8 protein-coding genes and 4 pseudogenes are annotated in these 13,000 nt (G+C 52.3%); 6 read left to right on the top strand and 6 right to left on the bottom strand.

Translation table 11 applies throughout. The features are described 5' to 3' along the window. The first annotated feature begins 4 nt into the window (after positions 1-4). Positions 5-841, top strand: a complete 837-nt coding sequence (locus SK50_RS21030) for a helix-turn-helix transcriptional regulator (RefSeq protein WP_017384067.1) — start codon at positions 5-7, stop codon at positions 839-841. Between the two features lie 294 nt (positions 842-1,135). Next, positions 1,136-1,795, top strand: coding sequence for an SDR family oxidoreductase (locus SK50_RS21025; protein ID WP_007897903.1), 660 nt, complete (start codon positions 1,136-1,138; stop codon positions 1,793-1,795). Positions 1,796-1,836: 41 nt separating this feature from the next. Here SK50_RS21025 and SK50_RS21020 read toward each other — a convergent pair. Together SK50_RS21020 and SK50_RS23505 are read right to left on the bottom strand one after the other, a co-directional pair. Next, a pseudogene (locus tag SK50_RS21020) lies at positions 1,837-2,433 on the bottom strand (LysR substrate-binding domain-containing protein); the annotation flags it as partial. A 464-nt stretch (positions 2,434-2,897) separates the two neighbouring features. Further along, complete coding sequence (locus SK50_RS23505; RefSeq protein ID WP_022649401.1) at positions 2,898-3,224, bottom strand: four-helix bundle copper-binding protein; 327 nt, start codon at positions 3,222-3,224, stop codon at positions 2,898-2,900. A 431-nt stretch (positions 3,225-3,655) separates the two neighbouring features. Between SK50_RS23505 and SK50_RS21015 the strand changes: the two genes are divergently transcribed. The 3 genes and pseudogenes from SK50_RS21015 to SK50_RS24295 all read left to right on the top strand — a co-directional run bounded on the left by SK50_RS21015 (position 3,656) and on the right by SK50_RS24295 (position 5,650). Further along, the gene (locus SK50_RS21015) at positions 3,656-4,789 is read left to right on the top strand and encodes a glutathione-independent formaldehyde dehydrogenase (protein ID WP_017384068.1); all 1,134 of its coding nucleotides are present in this window, start codon (positions 3,656-3,658) and stop codon (positions 4,787-4,789) included. A gap of 165 nt (positions 4,790-4,954) precedes the next feature. Further along, positions 4,955-5,230: an IS1-like element transposase gene (locus tag SK50_RS24235; RefSeq protein WP_000179213.1), complete on the top strand. Its 276-nt coding sequence runs from the start codon at positions 4,955-4,957 to the stop codon at positions 5,228-5,230. Beyond that, a pseudogene (locus SK50_RS24295) lies at positions 5,149-5,650 on the top strand (IS1 family transposase). The gene SK50_RS24235 and the pseudogene SK50_RS24295 overlap by 82 nt, the downstream one beginning before the upstream one ends. A gap of 14 nt (positions 5,651-5,664) precedes the next feature. Here SK50_RS24295 and SK50_RS21005 read toward each other — a convergent pair. From SK50_RS21005 to lacI, 4 genes and pseudogenes are all read right to left on the bottom strand, one after another. Next, positions 5,665-5,805 (bottom strand): annotated as a pseudogene (locus SK50_RS21005) (maltose acetyltransferase domain-containing protein); the annotation flags it as partial. Positions 5,806-5,870: 65 nt separating this feature from the next. Then, complete coding sequence (gene lacY / locus SK50_RS21000) at positions 5,871-7,124, bottom strand: lactose permease (RefSeq protein WP_003846917.1); 1,254 nt, start codon at positions 7,122-7,124, stop codon at positions 5,871-5,873. 51 nt (positions 7,125-7,175) lie between these two features. Next, complete coding sequence (gene lacZ, locus SK50_RS20995) at positions 7,176-10,250, bottom strand: beta-galactosidase (RefSeq protein WP_048229904.1); 3,075 nt, start codon at positions 10,248-10,250, stop codon at positions 7,176-7,178. Between the two features lie 121 nt (positions 10,251-10,371). Next, positions 10,372-11,454 carry a DNA-binding transcriptional repressor LacI gene (gene lacI, locus SK50_RS20990; RefSeq protein WP_048229901.1) on the bottom strand — a complete coding sequence of 361 codons (1,083 nt, stop codon included), beginning with the start codon at positions 11,452-11,454 and terminating at the stop codon, positions 10,372-10,374. A 352-nt stretch (positions 11,455-11,806) separates the two neighbouring features. On the opposite strand from lacI, the pseudogene SK50_RS20985 reads away from it, so the two are divergent. Next, positions 11,807-12,816 (top strand): annotated as a pseudogene (locus tag SK50_RS20985) (zinc-binding alcohol dehydrogenase family protein). Positions 12,817-13,000 lie beyond the last annotated feature (184 nt).

Genomic DNA, 13,000 nt, shown 5'->3' with positions numbered 1-13,000 from the left:
GAATATGCAAACAGTCAGCTTTTCCGATTCTCCCGTTGATGATCTCCTCGCTGAGCTTCTTACCCTGGCACGCTCCCGTTTTCCACTTCCCTGCGATTGCCTTCGCGCAGAACAGACGCATCAGGTAAAGAAGTTCGAGGTGGAAGGTGCGACCCTTTCCTTCCCGCTGGAAGGAGAATTCCGGTATCGTGAAAATGAGAAATGGCACCGGGTGATCCCGGGCGAGATTATGGTCGTCCCGAATGCCCGTAGCATCGATATAGAATATGCCCCTTCAGAACAAAGTGGTGAGTTTGTCGCCCTGAGCGTGGTGCTCGCGGAGGAACAGCTTGAAGCAGCCAGGCTGTTACTTGCCGCACCACCACCACAGGACACCGGCAGCATCGCAGCCATTTCCGTATCAGCTCTTCTTTCACCCCTTAACCGCTGGACAGCCGCAATGCGGGAAGGGAAGCGTCCGCTTTCCCTGCACGCCATGGTTGAAGTGGTGCTCTGGCTTTATGGCATGGGATACCATGCTTTGCTGCGAGCCCGGCAGCCAAGTCTGGCCATGAAAATCCGTCAGATGGTAGCGGACAAACCGGCTCATCCCTGGAGTGCTGCTGAAATTGAAGATCTGACGGGACTCAGTGGCCCCACGCTTCGGCGCCACCTGGCCAGTGAGTCAACCAGCTTACGCTCAGTTATCGCCGATGCACGTATCGCGGAGGCTCTCCGCCTGCTGATGACATCGACGCTGCCGGTAAAAACGGTCGCGGGGCGGGTGGGTTACAATTCAGTATCGAGCTTCAGCAGGCAGTTTTCTGAACGCTATGGAATCGAACCTTCAGGGTTCCGCTGACTTCAGTTCGTTCAAGGTACACATTGCGTCCCTCGCACTTCAGTAACTTGCGTGGATCTTTCGAATATAACGGAAGATATTGGCCGGCATTGCGTGTAACCGGTTCAGGAGTTCTCATCGTGACGGGAGAGCTAAATCGGTACGGCTGTTGTTCTCAGCTATAAGAACAACTGAGTATCTGACCAGCTGTCTGGTGCTGGCAGCAGCATGCAGTGCAATCGGTCAGGCTCAAAGGAACTGACCTGATGTCAGGTTATAATTTCGGACACATCATAACCCCAGAAGGAGACAACTGTGGTTCATGTTTTCATTATCGGTGGTGCAGGCAAAATCGGCCAGCGTCTGTGCAGGATCCTTTCAGGAAGGGGGCATGCTGTTCGTGCCCTCTACCGTAAGCCAGAGCAGCAGGCATTGCTAGGCGAGCTGGGTGCTGAGCCCGTCAGTGGGAGCCTGACAGAGCTGGATGCAGCTGCGCTGGCGATGCACTTTGCAGGTAGTGATACAGTGGTGTTTACTGCCGGTGCCGGCGGTAAGGGGGGGCAGGAGATGACCAATGCGGTCGACGGCGAAGGGCTGAAAAAGTCGGTAGCTGCCGCCCTCAGTGCCGGTGTGTCTCGCTTTCTGCTCGTTTCTGCATTCCCGGAGTCCGCACGGGGAGAAACCACTTCTGAATCATTCGAAAATTATATGCGTGTTAAAAAAATGGCCGATGTGGAACTAGCACAAAGCGAGCTTGACTGGGTGATCCTGCGCCCCGGCGCGCTGCAGGATAAGACTGGTACGGGTTATGTACGTGCCGGCCTGGCCATCCCGTATGGTAACGTGCCCCGTGATGACGTGGCGGCTACGCTGGCTGAACTCATTGAGCAACCTGCCGTCAGCCGCGTCATCATTGAGCTGACGTCTGGCGATGCTCCTGTCCGTGAAGCCATACAGAAGCTGGCGGGCCGATAAAAGGCAGCGCACGTACCAGCAGGCTGCAGGCCCCCAGGCGTTTACAATAAACTTTCCAGCCAGTCGGTAAACGCCCGTACTTTTCGGGAGAGATGGCGGTGCGGATACAGAAGTTACAGTTTGCGATTCGGGGACGGATTATCTGGCAGAACCTCTACCAACAGCCCGCGATCGAGATAAGGCTGCAAAAAAATATTCATGCCCTGTAGTATTCCCAGCCCCGCCAGGCCTGCTGCAATGTAGGCTTCTGAGTTATCCACGACAAGCCTGCCTGGAAGTTCAATTTCGGTGGAGCCCTCTGACGTCCCGAATGTCCAGGGCATAACTTGTCTGTTGCTGCTGTTAATCCAGTTGACGGCCTGATGCTGCTGCAACTCGTCCATTGTTTCCGGGGTGCCGTGTTGATCAAGATACGCAGGACTGGCGCAGGTCGTCATTTTAACGGTTCCCACCTTCTTTGCGATATAGTCGCCATCGTCCAGCTCCCCTACCCTCAGTATGCAGTCCAGGCCATCATGCAGCATATTCCGTCGGCGGTCTGAGCTGCTCAGGATAATTTCAATTCCGGGATGCTGGCGATAAAAATCAGGCAGGTTGGGTATAACAAGTAAAGCCGCAAACGCGACAGGCATATCTATGAGCGAATAGCGGACGTCAAAATGATAGCGACAGGAAAGTTCTGCCATATTAAACATAACAACCCTTGGGCGCGCCGCCGCAGGCGCCCTCAGCACGTTTCTGCGGCCTCCCGCCTGTTTCCGGCACCTTTCCTGCCCCAACCCCTGAAAAACGCCCCTGATGATTTCTGCGCGTCTGCATGGCTATGCAGTGAGATCTGCTCTCCACCGATTAGTGCATGCAGATTTTGGAAACGTCCAATTCTGGCACGAAGCGGTCACCCCGGCGGGGTGCAGTCCGCTGTCAGCGAAAACGGACATTGAGCCAATCAAATAATCTGTGCCAGAATTTGTCATTGAGGCTAGTACTTTCGAGTAGATCTATTTCCCGCCCGTACTCTTAAACTCATCTATCTCATCCTTCTACGACTTATTACCGGGAATATAAAACCCCGCCGAAGCGGGTTTGGTAATTTGAGTTTTTCTCAGGCGGCCATCTTTCTGCATTGTTCGGCGCAGTGATGACAAGCGCTTGAGCAATCCTGACAATGGTCATGTTCATGCTTTCCACACTCGTCACCGCACTTCTGACAAACATCAGCGCAAAGACGGCAAAGATCCTGGGCAGACCCGCTATTTAGTGTCATGAATTGAGCTGCAAGACGGCAGATATTTGCACACTGCATATCCAGTTTTATGCACTCGCGCATCATCTCCAGATTCTCTTCGTCGAGACACGAAGCCGCACAGTTATCACATGCCGTTGCACATAGATAACAGGCTTCGATGCATTTTTTGTATTCGTCTAACATAATTTCTCCTTAGCTAAGGTTACGTATTAAGCATGGAAGAGATAACTGATTATTCAAATTTTGAATTAGTTAATAACCTTTTCAGCATTTCATATCATTGATTCAAAGTGCATCTCTAGGGTTACCTAATTCACCTATGTCTACTTCTGGCACAATGCAGAAATGAGATAGATTTACTTTATCCGCTTCTCGCTCAAAGCTGTCCGTAATCCCCTGCCTGCTTAAAAAAACCGGATTAACGTGTGATGTTTTTACGTTTTCCAGGCAGCCTTCATCGGTAAGTACCTGTCTTACAGACTTCAATGCACTTAGTTAAGAAACATCCTAATCGTCCTTTCGCCGATCGCGAGATCTGTTATGGCAGCTAAACTCGATTGATACCCCAATCCGCCGGGCAGCATTTCCTTTCCGCACGCAAGAAGGAGAAGATCATGAAAGCAGTAATTTACAACGGTCCTTATGATGTAAAAGTAAAAGACGTACCGGATGCGAAAATTGTCCGCCCCACGGATGTACTCGTCCGCATCACCACCACCAACATTTGTGGGTCGGACTTGCACATGTATGAGGGCCGGACCAGCTTTGAACAGGGACGGATTCTGGGTCACGAAAACCTGGGTGAAGTGGTCGAAATTGGCTCAGGCGTTGAACGTATTAAGGTGGGCGACTATGTTTGTCTGCCGTTTAACGTGGGATGTGGTTTTTGCGAAAACTGTGAAAAAGGTCTGACCGGCTTTTGTCTCACTACCAATCCGGGTTCGGCAGGCGCAGCTTATGGTTTTGCTGAAATGGGTCCCTGGGAGGGGGGGCAGGCGGAACTGCTTCGGGTGCCATTTGCCGACTTTAACTGCCTTGTTCTTCCCCCTGATGCGGCAGAAAAAGAAGATGATTATGTGATGCTCTCTGACATTTTTCCTACCGGCTGGCATGCAACAGAACTTGCCGGATTGAAGCCTGGTGAAAGCGTGGCCATTTATGGCGCGGGGCCGGTCGGTTTGATGGCAGCTCATTCGGCGATCATTAAAGGTGCTTCACAGGTGTTTGTGGTTGATACGCACACAGACCGGTTGGCTCTGGCTGAAAAAATGGGGGCGACGGGCATCAATGCTACTGGCGATGAAGCTGTACAAAAAATTCTCGACCTGACGGATGGACGCGGTACGGATTGTGGCTGCGAATGTGTTGGCTATCAGTGCTGTAACAAACATGGCCATGAAGATAACTCTGTCACCATGAACAGTCTTGTTGCGTCGACGAAAGCAACCGGGGGAATTGGTGTGGTTGGCGTCTTTATTCCTCAGGATCCGGGGGCTGAATCGGAGCTTGCCAGAGAGGGTAAGATGCCATTTGATTTTGGGAGTTTCTGGTTTAAAGGACAGGCAATCCGTACCGGCCAGGCGAACGTTAAGGCCTATAACCGTCAGCTGTCTCGCCTCATCCATCACGATAAAGCCAGTCCGGGCAAAATAATTTCTCATCGTCTTTCGCTTGAAGAGGCTCCTGCCGGATATAAGCACTTCGATGAGCGGGATGAAGGATGGACGAAGGTTATCCTTAAGCCTTAAATAGAGTTATCCGGTATGAGAAAGCAAAAACCGGGAAAGAATGTATGACTTTTGACAGGGTGCAATAAAATATCCTGTCAGGGCGTTATTATTCATACTTTCAGCTGCCAGGTGATGCTGCCAACTTACTGATTTAGTGTATGATGGTGTTTTTGAGGTGCTCCAGTGGCTTCTGTTTCTATCAGCTGTCCCTCCTGTTCAGCTACTGACGGGGTGGTGCGTAACGGCAAAAGCACCGCCGGACATCAGCGCTATCTCTGCTCTCACTGCCGTAAAACATGGCAACTGCAGTTCACTTACACCGCTTCTCAACCCGGTACGCACCAGAAAATCATTGATATGGCCATGAATGGCGTTGGATGCCGGGCAACCGCCCGCATTATGGGCGTTGGCCTCAACACGATTTTACGTCACTTAAAAAACTCAGGCCGCAGTCGGTAACCTCGCGCATACAGCCGGGCAGTGACGTCATCGTCTGCGCGGAAATGGACGAACAGTGGGGATACGTCGGGGCTAAATCGCGCCAGCGCTGGCTGTTTTACGCGTATGACAGGCTCCGGAAGACGGTTTGCGCACGTATTCGGTGAACGCACTATGGCGACGCTGGGGCGTCTTATGAGCCTGCTGTCACCCTTTGACGTGGTGATATGGATGACGGATGGCTGGCCGCTGTATGAATCCCGCCTGAAGGGAAAGCTGCACGTAATCAGCAAGCGATATACGCAGCGAATTGAGCGGCATAACCTGAATCTGAGGCAGCACCTGGCACGGCTGGGACGGAAGTCGCTGTCGCTCACAAAATCGGTGGAGCTGCATGACAAAGTCATCGGGCATTATCTGAACATAAAACACTATCAATAAGTTGGAGTCATTACCCTTTTTTCAACTTCTGATGGATGCGAGTGATTGAACTCATACATTAATGTTTTCCCACGAAGTCTTTTTTCAGGTAAGCCTTCGCACATATCGGTAAATAGCTTGCCTGCTTTTATTTTTTCTGTCATCGACATGTTCATTTTTAACATTCCGTCCTGATAAGTTGGTCGGATAAGGCGCTCGCGCCGTATCCGACATTAATTTCTTAAGCGACTTCATTCACCTGGCGACGCAGCAGAGAAAGTGGGCCGGGGCCGCTAAGCGTGAACACGGAAATTAAGGTGAAGCCCAGCGCCACCAGACCCAGCACCAGGTAAGCGCCCTGGAAACCGATGCTTTCATACATATTGCCCGCCAGAATAGACATAAAAATCATCGCCAGTTGCTTAAAGAAGCAGAAACAGACCAGATAAATCGTCGCTGAAAAACGCACTTCAAACTGGCTGGTAATATATTTAAAGCAGCCCACCAGCAGGAACGGTACTTCAAACATATGCAGCGTTTTCAGAATAACCACTTCCAGTGCTGAGGTAGCGAACGATGAGCCAATAATACGTACTGACATAATAGTGCCAGCCAGCAGCAGGGCGTTTTTCCCACCGATGCGATTAATGATCAGTGGCGCAAAAAACATAATCGAGGCGTTAAGTAATTCGCCCATTGTCGTTACGTAGCCAAATACCCGCGTACCCTGTTCACCGGTAGCAAAGAACGAAGTAAAGAAATTAGCAAACTGTTGGTCAAAAACATCGTAGGTGCAGGAAACGCCAATAACATACAGTGACAAAAACCACAGTTTTGGCTGTCTGAACAGTTCCAGCGCCAGCTTAAGGCTAAATGCCGAATGGTTGGCACCTACCGCATTGGCAACCGTGGCAGAAGAGGGCGCATCCGTTTTGGCGAAAAAGAGTAAAACGGCGAGGATGAATGCACAGCCAGAACCCAGCCAGAAAACAAACTGATTATTGATGGTGAACATGATGCCGACAATCGAGGCACACAGCGCCCAGCCAACACAGCCAAACATCCGCGCGCGACCATATTCGAAATTACTGCGACGGCTGACTTTCTCGATAAATGCCTCTACTGCTGGCGCACCGGCGTTAAAACAAAAGCCTAGATAAATACCACCAACAATCGATCCTACTAAAATGTTGTATTGTAACAGTGGCCCGAAGATAAAAATAAAGAACGGCGCAAACATCACTAACATGCCGGTAATAATCCACAGCAGGTATTTGCGCAGCCCGAGTTTGTCAGAAAGCAGACCAAACAGCGGTTGGAATAATAGCGAGAACAGAGAAATAGCGGCAAAAATAATACCCGTATCACTTTTGCTGATATGGTTGATGTCATGTAGCCAAATCGGGAAAAACGGGAAGTAGGCTCCCATGATAAAAAAGTAAAAGAAAAAGAATAAACCGAACATCCAAAAGTTTGTGTTTTTTAAATAGTACATAATGGATTTCCTTACGCGAAATACGGGCAGACATGGCCTGCCCGGTTATTATTATTTTTGACACCAGAGCAACTGGTAATGGTAGCTACCGGCGCTAAGGTGGAATTCCGCCGACACTGACGGGCTCCAGGAGTCGTCGCCACCAATCCCCATATGGAAACCGTCGATATTCAGCCATGTGCCTTCTTCCGCGTGCAGCAGATGGCGATGGCTGGTTTCCATCAGTTGCTGTTGACTGTAGCGGCTGATGTTGAACTGGAAGTCGCCGCGCCACTGGTGTGGGCCATAATTCAATTCGCGCGTCCCGCAGCGCAGACCGTTTTCGCTCGGGAAGACGTACGGGGTATACATGTCTGACAATGGCAGATCCCAGCGGTCAAAACAGGCCGCAGTAAGGCGGTCGGGATAGTTTTCTTGCGGCCCTAATCCGAGCCAGTTTACCCGCTCTGCTACCTGCGCCAGCTGGCAGGTCAGGCCAATCCGCGCCGGATGTGGCGTATTGCTCGCCACTTCAACATCAACGGTAATCGCCATTTGACCACTTCCATCAATCCGGTAGGTTTTCCGGCTGATAAATAAGGTTTTCCCCTGATGCTGCCACGCGTGGACCGTGGTAATCAGCACCGCGTCGGCAAGCGTATCTGCCGTGCACTGCAACAACGCTGCTTCGGCCTGGTAATGGCCCGCCGCCTTCCAGCGTTCGACCCAGGCGTTAGGGTCAATGCGGGTCGCTTCACTTACGCCAATGTCGTTATCCAGCGGTGCGCGGGTGAACTGATCGCGCAGCGGCGTCAGCAGTTGTTTTTTATCGCCAATCCACATCTGTGAAAGAAAGCCTGACTGGCGGTTAAATTGCCAACGCTTATTATCCAGCTCGATGCAAAAATCCGTTTCGCTGGTGGTCAGTTGCGGGATGGCGTGGGGCGCGGAGGGGAGTGTCACGCTGAGGTTTTCCGCCAGACGCCACTGCTGCCAGGCGCTGATGTGTCCGGCTGCTGACCATGTGGTCGCGTTCGGTTGCACTACGTGAACCGTTAGCCAGAGTTGTCCGGCGCTCTCCGGCTGCGGTAGTTCAGGCAGTTCAATCAACTGTTTACCTTGTGGAGCGACATCCAGAGGCACTTCACCGCTTGCCAGCGGCTTGCCATCCAGCGCCACCATCCAGTGCAGGAGCTCGTTATCGCTATGACGGAACAGGTATTCGCTGGTCACTTCGATGGTTCGCCCGGATAAACTGAACTGGAAAAACTGCTGCTGGTGTTTTGCTTCCGTCAGCGCCGGATGCGGCGTGCGGTCTGCAAAGACCAGACCGTTCATGCAGAACTGGCGATCATTCGGCGTATCGCCAAAATCACCGCCGTAAGTCGACCACGGATTGCCATTTTCATCATATTTAATCAGCGACTGATCCACCCAGTCCCAGACGAAGCCGCCCTGTAAACGGGGGTACTGACGAAACGCCTGCCAGTATTTAGCGAAGCCGCCAAGACTGTTACCCATCGCGTGGGCGTATTCGCAAAGGATCAGCGGGCGCGTCTCTCCAGGCAACGAAAGCCATTTTTTGATGGACCATTTCGGCACAGCCGGGAAGGGCTGGTCTTCATCCACGCGCGCGTACATCGGGCAAATAATATCGGTTGCGAAGGTGTCGGCTCCGCCGCCTTCATACTGTACCGGGCGGGAAGGATCGACAGATTTGATCCAGCGATAGAGTGCGTCGTGATTAGCGCCGTGGCCTGATTCATTCCCCAGCGACCAGATGATCACACTCGGGTGATTACGATCGCGCTGCACCATTCGCGTTACGCGTTCGCTCATCGCGGGTAGCCAGCGCGGATCATCGGTCAGACGATTCATTGGCACCATGCCGTGGGTTTCAATGTTGGCTTCATCCACCACATACAGGCCGTAGTGGTCGCACAGCGTGTACCACAGCGGATGGTTCGGATAATGCGAACAGCGCACGGCGTTAAAGTTGTTCTGCTTCATCAGCAGGATATCCTGCACCATCGTCTGCTCATCCATGACCTGACCATGCAGAGGATGATGCTCGTGACGGTTAACGCCGCGAATCAGCAACGGCTTGCCGTTCAGCAGCAGCAGACCATTTTCAATCCGCACCTCGCGGAAACCGACATCGCAGGCTTCTGCTTCAATCAGCGTGCCGTCGGCGGTGTGCAGTTCAACCACCGCACGATAGAGATTCGGGATTTCGGCGCTCCACAGTTTCGGGTTTTCGACGTTCAGACGTAGGGTGACGTGATCGGCATAACCACCACGCTCATCGATAATTTCACCGCCGAAAGGCGCGGTGCCGCTGGCGACCTGCGTTTCACCCTGCCACAAAGAAACCGTCACCCGCAGCTCATCGCGCAGCTCGCCGTACATCTGAACGTCTGCCTCCAGTACAGCGCGGCTGAAATCATCATTAAAGTGAGTGGCTACATGGAAATCGCTGATTTGCGTGCTCGGTTTATGCAGCAACGAGACGTCACGGAAAATGCCGCTCATCCGCCACATATCCTGATCTTCCAGATAACTGCCGTCACTCCAGCGCAGCACCATCACCGCGAGGCGGTTTTCTCCGGCGTGTAAAAATGCGCTCAGGTCAAATTCAGACGGCAAACGACTGTCCTGTCCGTAACCGACCCAGCGCCCGTTGCACCACAAATGAAACGCCGAGTTAACACCATCAAAAATAATTCGCGTCTGGCCTTCCTGTAGCCAGCTTTCATCAACATTAAATGTGAGCGAGTAACAACCCGTCGGATTCTCCGTGGGAACATACGGCGGATTGACCGCAATGGGATAGGTCACGTTGGTGTAGATAGGCGCATCGTAACCGTGCATCTGCCAGTTTGAGGGGACGATGACAGTATCGGCGTCAGGAAGATCGCGCTCCAGCCAGCTTTCTGGTACCGCTTCTGGTGCCGGAAACCAGGCAAAGCGCCATTCACCATTCAGGCTGCGCGACTCTTGGGAAGGGCGATCGGTGCGAGCCTCTTCGCTATTACGCCAGCTGGCGAAAGGGGGATGTGCCGCAAGGCGATTAAGTTGGGTAACGCCAGGGTTTTCCCAGTCACGACGTTGTAATACGACGGCCAGTGAATCCGTAATCATTGTCATAGTTGTATCCTGCGTGAATTGTTATCCGCTCACATTTTCGCATAACATACGAGCCGGACACATAGAGTGTAAAGCCTGGGGTGCCTAATGAGTGAGCTGACTCACATTAATTGCGTTGCGCTCACTGCCCGCTTTCAAGTCGGGAAACTTGTCGTGCCAGCTGCATTAAGGAATCTGCCAACGTGCGGGGAGAGGTGGTTTGCGTATTGGGCGCCAGGGTGGTTTTTCTTTTCACCAGTGAGACGGGCAACAGCTGATTGCTCTTCACCGCCTGGCCCTGAGAGAGTTTCAGCAAGCGGTCCACGCTGGTTTGCCCCAGCAGGCGAAAATCCTGTTTGATGGTGGTTAACGGCGGGATATAACACGAGCTGTCTTCGGTATCGTCGTATCCCACTACCGAGATATCCGCACCAACGCGCAACCCGGACTCGGTAATGGCGCGCATTGCGCCCAGCGCCATCTGATCGTTGGCAACCAGCATCGCAGTGGGAACGATGCCCTCATTTAGCATTTGCATGGTTTGTTGAAAACCGGACATGGCACTCCAGTTGCCTTCCCGTTCCGCTATCGGATGAATTTGATTGCGAGTGAGATATTTATGCCAGCCCGCCAGACGCAGACGCGCCGAGACAGAACTTAATGGGCCCGCTAACAGCGCGATTTGCTGGTGACCCAATGCGACCAGATGCTCCACGCCCAGTCGCGTACCGTCTTCATGGGAGAAAATAATACTGTTGATGGGAGTCTGGTCAGAGACATCAAGAAATAACGCCGGAACATTAGCGCAGGCAGCTTCCACAGCAATGGCATCCTGGTCATCCAGCGGATAGTTAATGATCAGCCCACTGACGCGTTGCGCGAGAAGATTGTGCACCGCCGCTTTACAGGCTTCGACGCCGCTTCGTTCTACCATCGACACCACCACGCTGGCACCCAGTTGATCGGCGCGAGATTTAATCGCCGCGACAATTTGCGACGGCGCGTGCAGGGCCAGACTGGAGGTAGCAACGCCAATCAGCAACGACTGTTTCCCCGCCAGTTGTTGTGCCACGCGGTTGGGAATGTAGTTCAGCTGCGCCATCGCCGCTTCCACCTTTTCCCGCGTTTTCGCAGAGACGTGGCTGGCCTGGTTCACCACGCGGGAAACGGTCTGATAAGAGACACCGGCATACTCTGCGACATCGTATAGCGTTACTGGTTTCACATTTACCACCCTGAATTGACTCTCTTCGGGTGCTATCATGCCATACCACGAAATGTTTTGCGCCATTCGGAGGGGGCACGCCGAAGTGAGATTCAAAATGCCGACGTCAGTTCACAGGTGGGTAATGATACCAACGTGTTGATTTCGTATTTTCACTGACACCAGGATCATCCTGATGTTACAAGGATTGAATGACTACAGATTAAAATAGTCATCAACAGGTTGACAGCATTACCCAGCGCCCGCTTTCCGCGTATTTTTCGATTTGCACTGCCGGGGGCACTGGCGGGTATCGCGTTCCGCACACTTTTACATTTATTTATCTGGTGACTGACCTTTTTAAGGAGACAGAATGAAAGCCGTTGGTTTCTGGCAACCCGGGAAAGTACATCCGTTATTGAAGATTTGTCGCTTCCCCACCCATCCATGCCCAAGGGGCGTGATCTTTTGATCAGAGTCAGGGCGGTCGCGGTTAACCCACGGGACCTGAAAAGCCGGCGAAACATCAGTCCCTCTGCAGGCAATCCGGTAGTTATGGGATACGACGCTTCCGGTGTTGTTGAAGCAACCGGACCAGAGGTGACGCTGTTCAGGCCAGGTGACCACGTTTTCTATGCCGGTGTGCTCGATCGCCAGGGAGCCAACGCAGAGTTTCAGCTGGTTGACGAACGCATTACGGGGATAAAGCCGGCAGCACTAAGTTTTGAAGCTGCAGCGTCGGTTCCTCTGACCGGTCTGACAGCCTGGGAAATGTTATTTGATCGTCTGCAGTTGTCAGTGAACGGAGATGCTGATCAGACCCTGTTGATGCTTGGCGGTGCGGGCGGAGTCCCTTGTATGGCTATACAGCTTGCCCGCACTCTGAGTCGGGTGAACATCATCGGGACTGCCTCCCGGCAGGAGAGTGTCAGAGCGGTTCGCGGGTTTGGTGCGCATTATGTCCTGGATCATTCATGTGCGCTTGCGCCACAGGTTGCCAGCCTTGCTGGACTCCCTCCCATTACCCGGATTTTCTCAACGTACACCACGCCATCTGCCTGGGAAAATATGGCCGAAATTATTGCCCCACAAGGCCGTATCGGACTCATCGACGACCCTGAACCACTGGATCTGCGTTTGATCAAATTTAAGAGCGTTTCTGTTCACTGGGAGGCAATGTTTACCCGCCCCATGCATGCTACTGCGGACATGTCTAAACAGCATGATATTCTTAACAAACTCTCATGCATGCTGGATTCCGGTAAGCTCAAACCTCCGTTGCTGGCAGAGTATGGCAGGCTGAATGCTAAAGCACTTCGCCGGGCTCATGAGGACATGGAAAATAAAAATGTGAACGGGAAAATTGTTTTTTCAGGGTTCTGATGAACAGGCCTGTCAGAGTAAAAAAAGATTCGGGTTCAGCACAATGCTGAATTCTGTCTGGCTATAGAGTAAGAATCGTACCGGAATTGAGCATTTACCCTCAGTACCTGCGGATGAAAAAGCAGTCTGCCCTGACATACTGAACAATCCCTTCTCATAAGATGCCTCTCTTTTGCTGTTTAAA

This window comes from Enterobacter sp. BWH64 (genome assembly GCF_001037645.1).
Lineage (GTDB): Bacteria > Pseudomonadota > Gammaproteobacteria > Enterobacterales > Enterobacteriaceae > Enterobacter > Enterobacter hormaechei_C.
This window is presented reverse-complemented; position numbering and strand designations above follow the sequence as displayed.

Excerpts from the sequence above, each read along its gene's own strand:
- SK50_RS21030 (WP_017384067.1), top strand. The coding sequence starts at position 5 with ATGCAAACAGTCAGCTTTTCCGATTCTCCCGTTGATGATCTCCTCGCT.
- SK50_RS23505 (WP_022649401.1), bottom strand. The coding sequence starts at position 3,224 with ATGTTAGACGAATACAAAAAATGCATCGAAGCCTGTTATCTATGTGCA.
- SK50_RS21015 (WP_017384068.1), top strand. The coding sequence starts at position 3,656 with ATGAAAGCAGTAATTTACAACGGTCCTTATGATGTAAAAGTAAAAGAC.
- lacY (WP_003846917.1), bottom strand. The coding sequence starts at position 7,124 with ATGTACTATTTAAAAAACACAAACTTTTGGATGTTCGGTTTATTCTTT.
- lacZ (WP_048229904.1), bottom strand. The coding sequence starts at position 10,250 with ATGACAATGATTACGGATTCACTGGCCGTCGTATTACAACGTCGTGAC.